Source organism: Leifsonia sp. C5G2 (assembly GCF_013359685.1).
GTDB lineage: Bacteria > Actinomycetota > Actinomycetes > Actinomycetales > Microbacteriaceae > Leifsonia.
Map to the genome: position 1 here is coordinate 81473 of NZ_JABFMV010000007.1, position 15727 is coordinate 97199.

The following is a 15727-nucleotide window of genomic DNA, read 5'->3' on the forward strand; positions in this document are numbered from 1 at the left end:
GTTCATGACGCATTCCGGAGAAAGAACGACGTCATCCGCAGAGACCGCACTGCGCAGCCCGACCTGACGGGCCTACCCGGACGCGCTGCACCTCAGGGGATCGCGTGCGCAGGCGATCCCGTCCCGCACCTGCCGGCGGAGACCGCCGGTGCCCGTTAAGAGACGCGTCGCGGCGCCAGGCGCCGCGTGGCCAGGTCCCAGAGCCCGACCATGAGCACGGCTCCCGCCGCGCCGTTCAGCACGCCACCCACGACGTCCGTGCCGTAGTGCACGCCGACGTAGAGCCGTGACCACGCGACCGCCACGACGAGGAGGCCGCCGATCACGAGCACGAGCGTCCGCGCGGTGGTCGTCCGGCACACCGTCGCCAGCGCGGCGACGAGAGCGGTCGCGAAGACGACGTGACCGCTCGGGTAGCTCAGCGTGGCGGGGGAGACGTGGAGCAGGTGGGTCAGGTCGCCCGTCGACGGCCGCGGCTGCGCCACGACGTACTTGATGACGAGGGTGGTGAGCCAGGCGGCGCCGGTGACGACGCACACCCCGAGCGCCCTGCGCCAGCCCGCCAGCGGCAGCAGCACGACGAACACGACCACCAGGATGACGGCGACCACGACGGGGTGGTCGAGCCGGTCGAGCACGAGGGCCCCGGTGTCGAGCAGGGGGGAGTTGACCCGGTTCACCGCGGCGTCGAGGCCGGCGAAGCGGAGCGCCGGCAGGGCCTTCGCCGCGAACCCGAGGGCGATCGTCAGTGCGAAGAGCACGACGGTCCAGACGATCCAGTGGACGGGTCGGCTGAGTGCCCAGGCTCGGTCACGACGGGTCTGCATGCTCCGAGAGTACGGAATGCGGGCCCCGTCAGCCTGGAGATGAACCCGTTTCGGGTGTGAGGACGCTCAGCCCAGCACCGGGGCGAGTGCGCGGGCGACCGCCACCGCCCGGGCCTTGACCTCCGCCTCCGAGCCGCAGGCGCCCTGCTCCGCCCACTCGCGCACCGCGATGCGGACGGCGCCGACGCACGCGACGACGAGCAGCTCCGCCTGGGCGTCGGGGTCGATGCCAAGAGTGGATGCGGCCTCCGCCGAGGCGGGATCGCGCTCGGTGACGAACGCGGCGACCGCCGCGACGAGGCCGGCGCGCAGCTCGTCGAGCCGGCGCGCCTTCCGCCGGATCAGCCCGGGATGGCGTGCGGCGATGAGCATGCGCGCCTCGCGCATCCCCTGGTCGCCTCCCGCCTCCTCCTCGGGGAACAGCGCGGCGACGACGGCGCCGACGACGCTCCCCTCATACGCCTCGTCCAGGCGCCGGGCGAACCACTCCGGGTCGCCCCAGGCGCGGCGGACGTCGAAGAGCGCGTCCTCCTTGGTGTCGAAGTAGTTGAAGAAGGTGCGGTGCGAGACCGGGATGCGCGCGCAGATCTCGTCGACGGTCACCTCGTCGAGGTCGCGCTCGAGGGCGAGCTCCAGCGCGGCGCGTTCGAGGTCGGCTCTGACCTGTGCCTTCTTGCGCTCGCGGAGGCCTTCGGACGGGGAGAGAAACTTTTGCATGATCGGAAATTTTGCAGCGACGCACTCTGTTAGTTGACTATGGTCATCTAATTATATATGGTTGATCGTCGTCAACCAATTGCGCGAAGGATCCACATGTCCACCACTCTCACCAGAGACGAAGCACCCACGGCGATGTCGCATCGCCAGGTGCTCGAATCCCTCTCCGGGCTGCTGCTCGGCATGTTCGTCTCGATCCTCGCGGGCACGGTCGTCTCGACCTCGATGCCGCGGATCATCTCCGAACTGCACGGCGACCAGACCGCCTACACCTGGGTGGTGACGAGCACGCTGCTCGCCACCACCGTGTCCACCCCGATCTGGGGCAAGCTCGCCGACCTGTTCAACCGCAAGCTGCTCATCCAACTCGCCCTCGTGCTCTTCGTGCTCGGATCGGCGCTGGCCGGCTTCTCGCAGGACACCAACATGCTCATCGGCTTCCGTGTGGTCCAGGGTCTCGGGGCCGGAGGGCTGACGGCGCTCAGCCAGATCATCATGGCCGACATCATCAGCCCGCGGGAGCGCGGTCGCTACATGGGCCTCTTCGGCGGCATCATGGCGGTCGGAACGGTCGGCGGCCCGCTCATCGGCGGTCTGCTCACCGACTCGATCGGCTGGCGCTGGAACTTCTTCGTCGGCGTCCCCGTCGCGATCGTCGCGATCATCCTGCTCCAGTTCACCCTGAAGCTGCCCAAGCGCCCGGCGCGCACGGTCCGCATCGACTACCTCGGCGCAGTCCTGCTGGCCGGCGGCGTCTCGCTGCTGCTCATCTGGGTGTCGCTCGCGGGCAAGGACTTCGACTGGTGGAGCGCGCAGACGTTCTGGATGGTCGGCATCGCCGTCGCGCTGCTGATCGGCATGGTCATCACCGAGCTCGTGGCGAAGGAGCCGATCATCCCGCTCGGGATGTTCAAGAACCGCACCTTCACGCTCGCGGTGATCGCCTCCATCTCGGTGGGTGTCGCGATGTTCGGCACGTCGGTCTACCTCGGCCAGTACATGCAGCTGGCGCGCGGAGCGACCCCGACCGAGTCGGGCCTGCTGACGCTCCCGATGATCTTCGGGCTGCTGCTGTCGTCGATGGTGGTCGGTAACCTGATCAGCCGGTTCGGCCGGTGGAAGGGCTACATGATCGCCGGCTCGGTGCTGCTGGCCGTCGGCCTGTACCTGATGAGCACGATCGAGTTCGACACGAACTACGTCCTCGTCTCCGTCTACATGCTGATCCTCGGCGCGGGCGTCGGCATGGTCATGCAGAACCTCGTGCTGATCGTGCAGAACACGGTCCAGCCCGAGCAGCTCGGCGCGGCCAGCTCCAACGTCGCCTTCTTCCGCAGCCTCGGCGGCACCATCGGCGTCTCCGTGATGGGCAGCGTGCTCGGCACGACCGTTGTGAACTCGATGGGCGACCGCAAGGGCGACCTGCTCGCCGCCGCGGCCAAATACGGCACGAAGGGGATCGAGGCGCTCAAGTCGCTGCAGAGCGGCCAGCTGCCCCAGGTGAACCACCTGCCGGCCGGCATCCGCACCATCGTCGAGTCGGTGTACGGCCAGGCGGTCGCGGACATCTTCCTGATCGCCGTTCCGCTCGCGATCGTCAGCATCGTCGCCATCGTCTTCCTGCCGAACGTGAAGCTCGGCACGAAGACCGCGATCGAGCGGATGAAGGAGAAGGAGGCGGGCGAGGGCCGGCTGGAGGCCGCGGAGGAGAACGCGGTCGAGGTCGCCGAGGCGCTGATCGGCGCACCCGCGACCGGCTCGGTCGCCGCGATCCGGGCGGGCGGCGACGTGACCGCCCCTGAGAACCGCCGATAGCGGACCGCGTTATGATCGCGGCCATGGAGAACACGGGACGGGTGGCGGCGGGCGACGCCGCCACCCTTCCGCCCGCGGGTGCGGGCACCGACGCGGCCATCGCCGAGGTGGAGGAGCAGTTCACCCGGCTGTTCAACCAGGTGGGCACCTCGATGCGGGAGCGAGCGTCGCGCATCCACCCCGACCTGCAGCCGGTCGGGTACAAGCTGCTCAGCACGATCGTGCGCAGCGGCCCCATCCACGCCGGTGCGCTCGCCGCGATGCTGTACACGGACAAGAGCGTGATCAGCCGGCAGGTGAAGATCCTCGAAGACATGGGCTTCGTCGAGCGGAGGGCGGACCCGGCCGACCGGCGGGCGAGCTTCCTCGCGGCGACGCCGGAGGCGATCGAGCGCGTGAACGAGGTGCGCGCGGCCGACCAGGCCAACCTGTACCGCAGCCTGCGGCGTTGGGGCGAGGACGACGTCCGGCGGCTCGCCGAGCTGCTGGAGCGGCTGAACGAGGTCGCCGGCTAGCCCGCTCAGGGTGGCGATTCAGCGGGACGCTGGTACCCTTCGTCGGGTATGCAGCCCGCATCCGCCCCCCTCCGCCCCCGCGGCCGCCGCTCGGCAGGCCGTCGTGCCGCTGTGCCGACGCAGCGGGTGCGGATCCGGTTGCCGCGGCGGCCCCGACGGCCGTTGCTGCCGCTGCATCACCGGGTCGGTGTGACCCTCGCCGTCATCGGGCTGGTGTGCGGCTTCTCGATCGTGCCGACGGACGAGGCGCTCGCCTCGACGCTGCTGGTCGCCCCGTCGACGACGGTCGCACCCGCGGAGGTCGCACCGCCCGACCAGCACCTGCTGGTGGACGCGACGATCGCCGCGCCCGTCGTGAGCCGGGAGAGCATCGGGGCGACGGACGGGATCCAGTCTCTCGCCCGGGTCGGGACGAACGAGTCCTGGGCCAAGCTCGTTCTGAAGTTCGGCGGCTGGCCGCAGACCGACGCGAACGTGACTGTGATGCTGCGCTGGATGCGGCAGGAGAACGGTCCGCCCGACTGGTGGAACCGCAACAACCCCCTGAACAACGGCTACGGATCGGGTGGTGGCGCCGGCCTCGGCAGCTACCCGGACCTGATCACGGCCGCGGAGTACTGCGCCAAGAACCTGCAGCGCGGCTACCCGGGCATCGTCGCCGGCCTGCAGGCGGGCACCTCCGCCGACACCACCGCCGCGGCCATCTGGGCGAGCCCCTGGGCGACGAGCCACTACGGCAACGGAACCCACTGGAGCACGCGCCCGGTCGAGATCGTGCAGGCGCCCGCCTCCGCCTGGGGCTTCTGACCCCTCCGCTGAGGTGCTCGCGGTTGCGCGCGCGCCCGGCGTGTCGCGAGCATCTGCGAGCACCTCAGCCCTTGGCTAGCCAGGTTCGGAGGCGGGGGAGGGGGAAGGTGGTGATGATGCGGTCGGCGGGGACGCCGTTGGCGGCGGCCCGTGCGGCGCCGTAGGCCAGGAAGTCGAGCTGGCCGGGGGCGTGCGCGTCCGTGTCGATCGAGAAGAAGCATCCGGCGTCGAGGGCGCGCTGGATGAGGTCGTCCGGCGGGTCCTGCCGCTCCGGCCGCGAGTTGATCTCGACGGCGACCTGGTTCTCGACGCACGCGGCGAAGACGGCGTCCGCGTCGAACTCGGACGGCGGGCGGGTGCCCCGCGATCCCTGCACCAGACGGCCGGTGCAGTGCCCGAGCACGTTGGTGTGCGGGTCGCGGATGCCGCCGAGCATTCGCGTGGTCATCGTGCGGCGGTCGGAGCGGAGCTTCGAGTGGACGCTGCCCACGACGACGTCGAGCCGGTCGAGCAGCTCCGGCGTCTGATCGAGCGTTCCGTCCTCCAGGATGTCCACCTCGATGCCCGTGAGCAGGGTCAGCTCGCCGGTGTCGAGGCCCGCGACGACATCCAGCTGCTGCTCCAGCCGCTCGGCGCTGAGGCCGCTCGCGACCGTGAGCGTGGGGGAGTGGTCGGTGATCGCCTGGTACTCGCGGCCGAGAGTGGCGGCTGCCGCGGCCATCACCTCGATCGGCACCGTGCCGTCCGACCACTCCGTGTGGCTGTGCAGGTCGCCGCGCAGAAGGGCGAGCAGTTCCGTGCCGCCGGTGTCGAGCGGCGCGGCGTTGCGTTCGCGGAGGTCGGCGAGGTAGCCCGGGACCTCGCCGTCGACGGCCTGCGCGATCACCTGGAAGGTGCGGTCGCCGATCCCCTTCGTGCGCTTGAGGCGGCCGTCGGCGACGCGGGCGGCGAGCTCCTCCTGGCCGAGGCCGTCGATGGTGGCGGCGGCGCGGCGGAAGGCCTGCACCTTGAAGCTCGGCGCGAGCTCCCGCTCCAGCCAGAAGGCGATCTCGTTCAGGGCGTCGACGGCATCCATGCGCCCCATGCTCCCACCGTGTCGGTGGTGGCCGGTACCGTCCCTGGCATGGGGCGGATCATCTTCGACACGGCGGCGACCATCAACGGATTCATCGCGGACGAGCACAACTCGCTCGCCTGGCTGTTCGCGGTGGAGGGAGGCGAGGAGCCGGCCGAGGGGCTGGTCCCGGCGAACGCGTCGGTGATGGTGGAGGGGCGCACGACCTACGAGTGGGTGCTGCGTGAGACCGGCATCCTGGAGCAGCCGGAGAAGTGGCGGGAGTTCCACGGCGACCGGCCGACGTTCGTCTTCACTCACCGGGAGCTGCCGGCGCCGGAGGGCGCGGACATCCGGTTCGTGTCCCGCTCGGTTGCGGACAGCCTTCCGGCCATCCGTGAGGCGGCGGGCGACGGCGACATCTGGGTGGTCGGCGGCGGCGATCTGGCGGGCCAGTTCCTCGATGCGGGCGCTCTGGACGAGCTGGCGATCTCCATCGCGCCCGTTGCGCTCACGGCGGGCGCTCCGCTGTTCCCTCGACGGGTCGAGTCCGACCGGCTCCGGCTCGAGGCGGCCTCGGCGGTCGGGCAGTTCGCGCGGCTGCGGTACAGCGTCCGCCCCGCAGCGGCATCCTCCTGAGATAGCGTGGGCAGCGCTCGACGGAGGGAATCGACATGACTTCAGCAGCCGACAGCCACGACCTGATCCGCGTCGAGGGGGCGCGCGAGAACAACCTGAAGAACGTGAGCGTCGAGCTGCCGAAGCGGCGGCTCACCGTGTTCACCGGTGTCTCGGGGTCGGGCAAGAGCTCGCTCGTGTTCAGCACCATCGCGGCCGAGTCGCAGCGCATGATCAACGAGACGTACAGCGCGTTCGTGCAGGGGTTCATGCCCTCGCTGGCGCGGCCCGACGTCGACGTACTGGAGGGGCTGACGACCGCCATCATCGTCGACCAGGAGCGGATGGGCGCCAATGCGCGCTCCACGGTCGGCACGGTGACCGACGCGAACGCGATGCTGCGCATCCTGTTCAGCCGCCTGGGGCAGCCGCACATCGGCTCGCCGCAGGCCTTCTCGTTCAACATCCCGTCGGTCACCGGGGCCGGTGCGATCACCGTCGGCGGCAAGACGGAGAAGAGGGAGTTCTCCCAGCTGGGCGGCATGTGCCCGCGCTGCGAGGGCATGGGCACGGTGAGCGACATCGACCTCGCTCAGCTGTTCGACGACAGCAAGTCGCTGACCGAGGGGGCCATCACCATCCCGGGCTACACCGCCGACGGCTGGTCCGTGCGGATGTTCTCGGAGTCCGGCTTCCTGCCCGCCGACAAGCCGATCCGGGAGTTCTCCGAGACCGAGCGGCACGACTTCCTCTACCGCGAGCCGGTGAAGGTGAAGATCAACGGCATCAACCTGACCTACGAGGGCCTGGTGCCCAAGGTGCAGAAGTCGATGTTGTCGAAGGACGTGGATGCGATGCAGCCGCACATCCGCGCCTTCGTCGAGAGGGCCGTCACCTTCACGGCCTGCCCGGAGTGCGGAGGAACGCGGCTCAGCGAGGCCGCGCGCTCGTCGAAGATCGGCGGCGTCAGTATCGCGGACGCGTGCGCCATGCAGATCACCGACCTTTCCGACTGGGTGCGGTCGCTCGACGAGCCGTCCGTGGCCCCGCTGCTGCGCAACCTGCAGCACCTGCTCGACTCGTTCGTCGAGATCGGGCTCGGCTACCTGTCGCTCGACCGGCCCTCCGGCACGCTGTCGGGCGGCGAGGCGCAGCGCACCAAGATGATCCGCCACCTCGGGTCGTCGCTCACCGACATCACCTACGTGTTCGACGAGCCGACGGTCGGGCTGCACCCGCACGACATCCAGCGGATGAACGGACTGCTGCAGCAGCTGCGCGACAAGGGCAACACCGTGCTGGTCGTCGAGCACAAGCCGGAGGCGATCGCGATCGCGGACCACGTGGTCGACCTCGGGCCGCGGGCGGGCGCAGGCGGTGGAGAGGTCGTCTTCCAGGGGACGGTCGACGGGCTGCGCGCGAGCGGCACCCTCACGGGTCGGCACCTCGACGACCGCGCGCGCGTGAAGGACGGGGTGCGGACTCCGACCGGCGCTCTCGAGGTCCGGGGCGCCGACGAGCACAACCTGCAGGGGGTGGATGTCGACATCCCGCTCGGCGTGCTGGTGGTGGTCACCGGGGTGGCCGGGTCGGGCAAGAGCTCGCTCATCCACGGTTCCGTCGCACCGCGCGAGGGCGTCGTCGCCGTCGACCAGGCCGCGATCCGCGGGTCGCGGCGCAGCAACCCGGCGACGTACACCGGCATGCTGGAGCCGATCCGCAAGGCGTTCGCGAAGGTCAACGGCGTGAAGCCGGCCCTGTTCAGCGCGAACTCGGAGGGCGCCTGCCCGAACTGCAACGGTGCGGGCGTGATCTACACCGACCTCGGTGTGATGGCCGGCGTCTCGACCGTGTGCGAGGTGTGCGAGGGGCGCCGCTTCGACGACTCGGTGCTGGAGTACACGCTCGGCGGCCGCGACATCAGCCAGGTGCTGGCCATGCCGGTCTCCGAGGCGGTCGAGTTCTTCGCCGCCGGGGAGGCGAAGCTGCCGGCCGCGCACGCCATCCTGGAGCGGCTGTCGGATGTCGGGCTCGGCTACCTGACGATCGGCCAGCCGCTCACCACGCTGTCCGGCGGCGAGCGGCAGCGGCTCAAGCTGGCGACGCACATGGCCGAGAAGGGCGGCGTCTACGTGCTCGACGAGCCGACGACCGGCCTGCACCTCGCCGATGTCGAGCAGCTGCTCGGGCTGCTCGACCGCCTGGTCGACTCCGGCAAGTCGGTGATCGTCATCGAGCACCACCAGGCCGTGATGGCTCATGCCGACTGGATCATCGACCTCGGCCCCGGCGCCGGTCACGACGGCGGCCGCATCGTCTTCGAGGGCACGCCGGCCGACCTCGTCGCCGCACGCTCCACCCTCACCGGTGAGCACCTCGCCCGCTACGTCGGCGCCTGAGCTCCCCGCCACCGTCAGCTCCTGAGTTTCTCGAGCATTTCGGCTCGTTCGACTCGAATAACTCAGGAGCTGATGGCTGGGTTACGGATCGTTGCGCGACGGGAGGAGCGCGCGCGGGAGGCTGGGTAGCGTCGGAGGGTGAGCACGCCCATCCAGAACCTCGGCCGCGAGAACCGGCTGTACGCGCCACCGGCCGAGTTCGCCGCGCAGGCGAACGTCGATGCGTCGGTGTACGCCGAGGCGGCCGCCGACCCGGTGGCGTTCTGGGAGCGGCAGGCGGCGCGGCTGGACTGGGCCGAACCGTGGCACACCGCCCACACGTGGGAACCGGCGACCGTCGGCGCGGACGGCGAGCTCAGCATCCCTCGCGCCGAGTGGTTCGCGGGTGGAAAGCTGAACGCCGCCGTGAACTGCGTCGACCGCCACGTCGCCGCCGGTCGCGGCGACCGGGTGGTCCTGCACTTCGAGGGCGAGCCGGGCGACCGCGAGACGATCACCTACGCCGACCTCCAGCGGCGGGTGGCGCGCGCGGCGAACGCGCTCACGGCGCTCGGGATCGGCAAGGGCGACCGCGTCGTCGTGTACCTGCCCGTCATCCCGGAGACCGTCGTCATCACCCTCGCAATCGCGCGCGTCGGCGCCATCCACTCGCTCGTCTTCGGTGGCTTCTCGGCGGAGGCACTGCGCTTCCGCGTCGAGGACACCGGCGCGAAACTGCTGGTCACCTCCGACGGGCAGTTCCGTCGTGGCGCCGCCGTCCCGGTGAAGGCGAACGCGGATGCGGCCGTCGCCGGAGACAACGCCATCGAGCACGTGCTGGTGGTGCGGCGCACCGGCGAGCTGACCCCCGACATCCCCTGGACGCCCGGCCGCGACGTCTGGTGGCATGACGTGGTGGACACCGCCTCCAGCGTCCACGACCCCGAGTTCTTCGACGCCGAGACGCCGCTGTTCATCATCTACACCTCGGGTACGACCGGCCGCCCGAAGGGCGTCGTCCACACGACCGGCGGCTACCTGACGCAGGCGTCGTGGAGCCACTGGGCGCTGTTCGACGCGAAGGACGACGACGTCTACTGGTGCACCGCCGACCTCGCGTGGGTGACCGCGCACACCTACGTGCTGTACGGCCCGCTCTCGAACGGCGCCACTTCGGTCATCTACGAGGGGACCCCGAACACCCCGCACACCGGCCGGCACTTCGAGATCATCGAGCGCTACGGGGTGACGACGTACTACACCGCGCCGACCCTGATCCGGACGCTGATGACCTGGTTCCCGGAGGGTGTGGGCGACGGGTGGGACCTGTCCAGCATCCGCCTGCTCGGCACCGTCGGCGAGGCGATCAACCCGGAGGCGTGGGTCTGGTTCCGGGAGCAGCTGGGGGCCGGACGCGCGCCGGTGGTCGACACCTGGTGGCAGTCGGAGTCGGGCGCCGCCATCGTCGCGCCGCTGCCGGGCGTGACCGCGCTGAAGCCGGGCTCCGCGACCAACGCCATCCCGGGCGTGACGGTGCGGGTGGTCGACGAGCGCGGCGACGACGTGCCGCGCGGGTCCGGCGGCTCCATCGTGATCGACGGGACGTGGCCGGCCATGTCGCGCACGGTGTGGGGTGACCCCGAGCGCTACCGAGACTCGTACTGGCAGCCGTTCGCCGACCGCGGATACTTCCTCGCCGGCGACGGCGCGGCCGTGGACGAGGACGGCTATCTCTGGCTGCTCGGCCGCCTCGACGACGTGATCAACGTCTCGGGCCACCGCCTCTCGACGATCGAGATCGAGTCGGCGCTGGTGGCGCATCCCCGTGTCTCCGAGGCGGCCGTGGTCGGCGTGGGCGACGCGACCACCGGGCAGGCGGTGGCGGCGTTCGTCGTGCCGTCGGGCGCGGCGCCGGGGGAGGCGGAGCTGCGCGAGCAGGTCACGCGCGAGATCGGGGCGATCGCGAAGCCGCGGCACGTCGTGGTGGTGGGCGACCTCCCGAAGACGCGCTCGGGCAAGATCATGCGCCGCCTGCTGGTCGACCTGTTCGACGGCCGTCCGCTCGGCGACACGACCTCCCTGCAGGACGAGACCGTGCCGCACGCCATCGCCGCGACGCTCGCGACGCGCTCCCGCTGACCGGCGTACATTCGGCACGAATGTTCGCTTTGAGACGGCGATAGCGCGCATTCGGCACGAATCTCGGGGGCAGCAGGGTCAGCGGCGGAGGTCGGCGATCGTCAGGGCGGCGTCGATGAGGCCGAGGTGCGAGAGCGCCTGCGGGAAGTTGCCCCAGAAGGTGCCGTCGCCGCCCATCATCTCGGCGTAGAGCCCGACGTCGTTGGCCCGGGCGACCAGGTCGTCCATCAGCTCTGTGGCGGCAGGGATGTCGCCGATGCACGCGAGCGCCGACGCCAGCCAGAACGAGCACGCGACGAATGGACGCTCGCCCTCGGCCTCCGCGCCCGTGAAGCGATACAGCAGCGGGCCGCTGCCGAGCTCCCGCCGCAGCGCGTCGATCGTCGACCGCATCCGCTCGCCGCGGTCGAAGCCGCTCGGTGCGTGCAGCAGCACCGACACGTCCAGCTCGTCCTCGCCGGCCACCGTCGTGTAGGCGCCCAGGCGCTCCGACCAGCAGTGCTCGTCCACCCAGTCGTGGATGAAGTCCGCCTCCCGCCGCCAGCGCGCCGGGTTGCCGTCGGCCTGGCCGAGCGCGGCGAGCTGCTGCGCCGCCTGGAGCGCCTGCCAGCATCCCATCTTCGACGAGGTGTGGTGGCGCAGCTCGGTGAGCTCCCACATCCCGGAGTCCGGCTGCCGCCAGACGTCGCACACGTGGTCGGCGACGTCCGACACCAGGCGCCGGGTCGGTACGTCGAGCACGTTGCCCGCCGACGCGTAGGCGAGGGCGACGCTGAGCAGGTCGCCGTAGACGCCCAGCTGCAGCTGCCCGGCGGCACGGTTGCCGGTCACCACCGGCCCGATGCCGTGCCAGCCGGGCACGTCGTGCGTCTGCGGCTCGGCCGACGATGCATCCCGCAGCCCGTAGAGGACGCGCGGGCCACCGGGGTCGCCTTTCACCGCGCGCAGCAGCCAGGAGATCGCCGCGTGCGTTTCCTCGCGCAGCCCGAACCGCGCGAGGGAGCGCAGCGTGTACGCGGTGTCGCGCACCCAGGCGAAGCGGTAGTCCCAGTTCTTGCCGCCGCGCGGCGTCTCGGGCAGCGAGGTCGTCGCGGCCGCGGCGATCGCGCCGGTCGGCGCGTAGAGCAGGAGCTTGAGCGCGAGCGCGCTGCGCTGCACGGCGTCCGCCCACGGGCCGTCGTACGAGAACGTGCGCGACCAGAGCTCCCAGTTGCCCACCGTCCGGTCGATGCCGATGTCGACGTTGTCCGGCTGCGGGAGGTGCAGCGGCTCGTCGTCGGTCGCGACCACGGTGAGGGTGCGCCTGCTGCCCTCGGCGACGCGGATGCGGCCGCCGAACCGGGGCGCATCGGCGTCCTCCTCCGCGTCCGCGAGACCGGTGACGCCGATGTTGACGGTCCCGATGCGCAGGATGCGGCTGCCGTCGATGTGCTGGGCCCACGGGCTCGAGGTTCCGAGCACCGTGCCCGGCTCGACCGACCAGTCCATGACCACGGTGCCGGAGACGCCCTCGATGCGCCGGGCGAGCTCCAGCCACGGCAGGCGGCCGGCGACGCCGGTCACGAGCGCATCCGTGACCCGGACGGCGCCGTTCGCGGTGGTGAAGGTGGTCTCCAGGACGTTCGTGCCCGGCAGGTAGCGCCGGCGCGTGGTGAAGTCGGCGACGGGCCGCAGCACCATCCGCCCGCCCCTCTGCGAATCGAGCAGGGTGGCGAACACGGGAGGGGAGTCGAGGCTCGGGATGGGGAGCCAGTCCACCGTGCCCGACCGGTCGATCAGCGCGACCGTACGCCCGTCGCCCAGGGCGGCGTGATCCTCGATCGCGGCCCCCTCGGCGCTCGGCGTCTCGCTCGTCGTCACACCCTCTGCTGCAGGCCGGCCGCCGAGATGACCGCCTCCCGGAACACCGGGGTCAGCTGCGCCGCCGTCGGCCGCGCGGCGGGGTCGCTCGAGGTCATGGCGTGGAGGATGCCCGTCCACTCGTCGGGGAGCCCGTCCGGCACCGGCGGCTCGTGCTCCAGGCGCGCCATCGCGGACTCGACCGCCGCGCCCGGGAAGGCCACCGTCCGGGTGAAGCACTCCAGCAGCACCAGCCCGAGCGAGTAGATGTCGCTCGCCGACGTCGCGGGCTGCCGCATCGCCTGCTCGGGGGAGAGGTAGGCCGCCGTGCCGGTCGTCTTGCCCTCGTCCGGCTGCGACGGGACCGAGGCGATGCCGCTGGCGATGCCGAAGTCCGTCAGCCGCGCCCTGGCGCGGAAGGTGGTCGTGCCGTAGGAGACCAGCATGATGTTCGACGGCTTGATGTCCCGGTGCACGACGCCGTTCGCGTGCACGTACTCCAGTGCCTCGGAGATGTCGTAGGCGATCTCGGCGATCTCCTCCAGGGACAGCTCCCGTTGCGCCAGGGTGGCCGCGAGGTCGGTGCCGGAGACGAGCTCCATGATGAGGAACGGCCGCGGGTCCTTCGGGGACGTGTAGTCGATGCCGGCGTCGATGAGAGACACGATCCCGTGGTGGCTGAGCTTGGCGAGCGCGGCCTGCTCGGTGCGGTACTGCGCCATCTCCTCCTCACCGCCGGAGCGGTAGAGCTTGATCGCGACCTCCCGGCCGAGCAGCTCGTCGGTCGCGCGGAAGATGCTGGCCTCCCCGCCGCGACCGATGACGTGCTGCGGCCGGTAACGTCCGAGCAGCGCCGGGATGGTGGACTCGGGCATCAGCCGTTCCGCGACCGCAGCAGCGCGAAGGCGGACTCGCCGAGGATGACGCGCGCGCCGTCGCCGAGAGCGAGCCCGGGGTCGCTGGAGAGCTCCAGCTCCCAGTCGCCGCCGGGGGCGTCGGGCAGGACGAACTCGACGCCGTTGCCCGCGGCGTTCAGCATGAGCAGGAACGAGTCCGCGCCCTCATGCCGCAGCTCGAACGCGATGGAGCGCGCCTCCGGGTCGGACCAGTCCTCGTCGGCGAAGGGCTCGCCGTCGGCGCGGACGATGCACACCACGTCGGGGCCGCCGACGTCGGGCGCGTGCCGGTACCACTCCGGGCGGAGGGCCGGCTCGCTGCGCCGCAGCCGGATGAGCTTGGACGTGAACTCGTGCAGTTCCCAGTCGGCGTTCTGCCAGTCGAACCAGGAGATCTCGTTGTCCTGGCAGTACGCGTTGTTGTTGCCCTGCTGGGTGCGGCCGATCTCGTCGCCGCCGAGGATCATCGGCACGCCGGCCGAGAGGAGCACCGTGGCGAGGAAGTTCTTGCGCTGCCGGGTGCGGAAGGCGTTGATCCCCTCGTCGTCGGTCGGGCCCTCGACGCCGTAGTTGCTGGAGCGGTTGTCGGACTCCCCGTCGCGGTTGTCCTCGCCGTTCGCCTCGTTGTGCTTCTCGTTGTAGCTGGTGAGGTCGGCCAGGGTGAAGCCGTCGTGCGCGGTGACGAAGTTGACGCTCGACAGCGGGGCGCGCCGCGAGTCCTCGTAGATGTCGGGGCTGCCGAGCACGCGCTGCGACAGCGTCGACAGCACCCCGGGCTCGCCGCGCCAGAAATCGCGCACGTCGTCGCGGAACTTGCCGTTCCACTCCGACCAGTCCGCCGGGAAGCCGCCCAGCTGGTAGCCGGCGACATCCCACGGCTCGGCGATCATCTTCACCTGCGCGAGCATCGGGTCCTGCTGGATGAGGGTGAGGAATGCGCTGTGCAGGCTGGCGTCGCCGCCTTGCCGGGTCAGCGTGGTCGCCAGGTCGAACCGGAAGCCGTCGATGTGGAAGTCCTCGACCCAGTAGCGCAGCGAGTCCATGATGACCTGCAGGGCCGCCGGATGGCTGACGTTCCAGCTGTTGCCTGTCCCCGTGGTGTCGAAGTAGTGGGCGGCGTCCCCCTCCACCAGCCGGTAATACGACGGGTTGTCGATGCCCTTGAAGCTGTAGGTGGGGCCGAGGTCGTTGCCCTCGGCGGTGTGGTTGTAGACCACGTCGAGGATGACCTCGATGCCGGCGGCGTGGAGCGCCTTCACCATGCCCTTGAACTCGTCGACCTGGTGCCCGGTGTCACCGGTGGCCGCGTACTCGTTGTGGGGCGCGAAGAAGCCGATCGAGTTGTAGCCCCAGTAGTTGCGCAGCCCCTTCTCGAGCAGGTGCGCATCCTGGACGAACTGGTGGATGGGCAGCAGCTCGACCGCGGTCACGCCGAGGTTCTTGAGGTACTCGATGGCCGCGGGGTGGGCGAGGCCCGCATACGTGCCCCGGAACTCCTCCGGCACCCACTCCATGAGTTTCGTGAAGCCCTTCACGTGGAGCTCGTAGATGATCGTCTCGCTCAGCGGCGTGCGGGGGCGCTCGTGGTCGCCCCAGTCGAAGTCGCGGCGGTCGATGACGACGCCGAGGGCGACGTGACGTGCGCCGTTCGTATCGCTGCGCCGCTTCGGGCGGCCGAGCTGGTGGCCGAAGACGGCCTGCGTGTTGTCCCAGGAGCCGGTGACGGCGCGCGCCTGCGGCGGCAGCAGCACCTTCGCCGGCGAGAAGCGGAGGCCGTTCGCCGGGTCCCACGGGCCGTCGACCCGCAGACCGTAGCGGACGCCAGGCACGAGGCCGGGGACGAAACCGTGGAAGACGTGACCCGTGCGCTCGGGAAGGGCCGTCTGCGTCTCACGCCCGCGGCCGTCGAACATGCTGACGATCACCCGGTCGGCGTTCTCGCTGTAGACGGCGACGTTGGCGCCGCCCTCCTTCAGCGTCAGGCCGAGCGGATACGGCGTCGAGGCGGTCATCGGTCCACTCCCTCGGCGGCGGAGCTGCTGCGCGGGCAGCGGAGAGGGGGACAGGGCAGGGACACGGTGTCTCCGATCGGGTAGACCGCCACGATACCTGTGATCCGGCG

Annotated in this window: 12 protein-coding genes; 6 read left to right on the plus strand and 6 right to left on the minus strand. The window is 70.8% G+C overall.

Translation table 11 applies throughout. The features are described from left to right. Positions 1-155: 155 nt before the first annotated feature. The gene (locus HNO83_RS10945; RefSeq protein ID WP_175337560.1) at positions 156-827 is read right to left on the minus strand and encodes a phosphatase PAP2 family protein; all 672 of its coding nucleotides are present in this window, start codon (positions 825-827) and stop codon (positions 156-158) included. Positions 828-893: 66 nt separating this feature from the next. Continuing rightward, on the minus strand, positions 894-1544 hold the full coding sequence (locus HNO83_RS10950; RefSeq protein ID WP_175337561.1) for a TetR/AcrR family transcriptional regulator: 651 nt from the start codon (positions 1542-1544) through the stop codon (positions 894-896). A 135-nt stretch (positions 1545-1679) separates the two neighbouring features. On the opposite strand from HNO83_RS10950, the gene HNO83_RS10955 reads away from it, so the two are divergent. The 3 genes from HNO83_RS10955 (at position 1680) to HNO83_RS10965 (ending at position 4681) form a co-directional block, all read left to right on the plus strand. After that, a complete protein-coding gene (locus HNO83_RS10955) occupies positions 1680-3359 on the plus strand; it encodes an MDR family MFS transporter (protein ID WP_175337673.1) in 1680 nt (559 codons plus the stop codon). Positions 3360-3382: 23 nt separating this feature from the next. Next, the gene (locus tag HNO83_RS10960) at positions 3383-3874 is read left to right on the plus strand and encodes a MarR family winged helix-turn-helix transcriptional regulator (protein WP_249776670.1); all 492 of its coding nucleotides are present in this window, start codon (positions 3383-3385) and stop codon (positions 3872-3874) included. 189 nt (positions 3875-4063) lie between these two features. Continuing rightward, a complete protein-coding gene (locus tag HNO83_RS10965) occupies positions 4064-4681 on the plus strand; it encodes a hypothetical protein (RefSeq protein ID WP_175337563.1) in 618 nt (205 codons plus the stop codon). 64 nt (positions 4682-4745) lie between these two features. Here the strand turns inward: HNO83_RS10965 and HNO83_RS10970 are convergent, their stop codons facing one another. After that, positions 4746-5756 (minus strand): PHP domain-containing protein, encoded by a 1011-nt coding sequence (locus HNO83_RS10970; RefSeq protein WP_175337564.1) that lies wholly within the window; start codon positions 5754-5756, stop codon positions 4746-4748. 48 nt (positions 5757-5804) lie between these two features. Between HNO83_RS10970 and HNO83_RS10975 the strand changes: the two genes are divergently transcribed. From HNO83_RS10975 to acs, 3 genes are all read left to right on the plus strand, one after another. Then, on the plus strand, positions 5805-6374 hold the full coding sequence (locus HNO83_RS10975; protein WP_175337565.1) for a dihydrofolate reductase family protein: 570 nt from the start codon (positions 5805-5807) through the stop codon (positions 6372-6374). Between the two features lie 35 nt (positions 6375-6409). After that, positions 6410-8752: an ATP-binding cassette domain-containing protein gene (locus HNO83_RS10980; protein ID WP_175337566.1), complete on the plus strand. Its 2343-nt coding sequence runs from the start codon at positions 6410-6412 to the stop codon at positions 8750-8752. Between the two features lie 138 nt (positions 8753-8890). Then, on the plus strand, positions 8891-10870 hold the full coding sequence (gene acs, locus HNO83_RS10985) for an acetate--CoA ligase (RefSeq protein WP_175337567.1): 1980 nt from the start codon (positions 8891-8893) through the stop codon (positions 10868-10870). Positions 10871-10948: 78 nt separating this feature from the next. On the opposite strand, the gene HNO83_RS10990 is transcribed toward acs, so the two are convergent. From HNO83_RS10990 to glgX, 3 genes are read right to left on the minus strand one after another with little or no spacing between them, the layout of a single operon-like run. After that, positions 10949-12730, minus strand: coding sequence for a glycoside hydrolase family 15 protein (locus tag HNO83_RS10990; RefSeq protein WP_175337568.1), 1782 nt, complete (start codon positions 12728-12730; stop codon positions 10949-10951). Beyond that, the gene (locus HNO83_RS10995; protein WP_175337569.1) at positions 12727-13584 is read right to left on the minus strand and encodes a serine/threonine-protein kinase; all 858 of its coding nucleotides are present in this window, start codon (positions 13582-13584) and stop codon (positions 12727-12729) included. The genes HNO83_RS10990 and HNO83_RS10995 overlap by 4 nt, the downstream gene beginning before the upstream one ends. Then, positions 13584-15617 (minus strand): glycogen debranching protein GlgX, encoded by a 2034-nt coding sequence (gene glgX, locus HNO83_RS11000; protein ID WP_175337570.1) that lies wholly within the window; start codon positions 15615-15617, stop codon positions 13584-13586. Before glgX ends, HNO83_RS10995 begins: the two co-directional genes overlap by 1 nt. Positions 15618-15727: the final 110 nt, after the last annotated feature.

What these genes read in the sequence shown, in the direction of transcription:
- HNO83_RS10960 (WP_249776670.1), top strand. Translation starts at nt 3,383, where the DNA reads ATGGAGAACACGGGACGGGTGGCGGCGGGCGACGCCGCCACCCTTCCG.
- HNO83_RS10995 (WP_175337569.1), bottom strand. Translation starts at nt 13,584, where the DNA reads ATGCCCGAGTCCACCATCCCGGCGCTGCTCGGACGTTACCGGCCGCAG.
- HNO83_RS10950 (WP_175337561.1), bottom strand. Translation starts at nt 1,544, where the DNA reads ATGCAAAAGTTTCTCTCCCCGTCCGAAGGCCTCCGCGAGCGCAAGAAG.
- HNO83_RS10955 (WP_175337673.1), top strand. Translation starts at nt 1,680, where the DNA reads ATGTCGCATCGCCAGGTGCTCGAATCCCTCTCCGGGCTGCTGCTCGGC.
- HNO83_RS10975 (WP_175337565.1), top strand. Translation starts at nt 5,805, where the DNA reads ATGGGGCGGATCATCTTCGACACGGCGGCGACCATCAACGGATTCATC.
- glgX (WP_175337570.1), bottom strand. Translation starts at nt 15,617, where the DNA reads ATGACCGCCTCGACGCCGTATCCGCTCGGCCTGACGCTGAAGGAGGGC.
- HNO83_RS10945 (WP_175337560.1), bottom strand. Translation starts at nt 827, where the DNA reads ATGCAGACCCGTCGTGACCGAGCCTGGGCACTCAGCCGACCCGTCCAC.
- HNO83_RS10970 (WP_175337564.1), bottom strand. Translation starts at nt 5,756, where the DNA reads ATGGATGCCGTCGACGCCCTGAACGAGATCGCCTTCTGGCTGGAGCGG.
- HNO83_RS10980 (WP_175337566.1), top strand. Translation starts at nt 6,410, where the DNA reads ATGACTTCAGCAGCCGACAGCCACGACCTGATCCGCGTCGAGGGGGCG.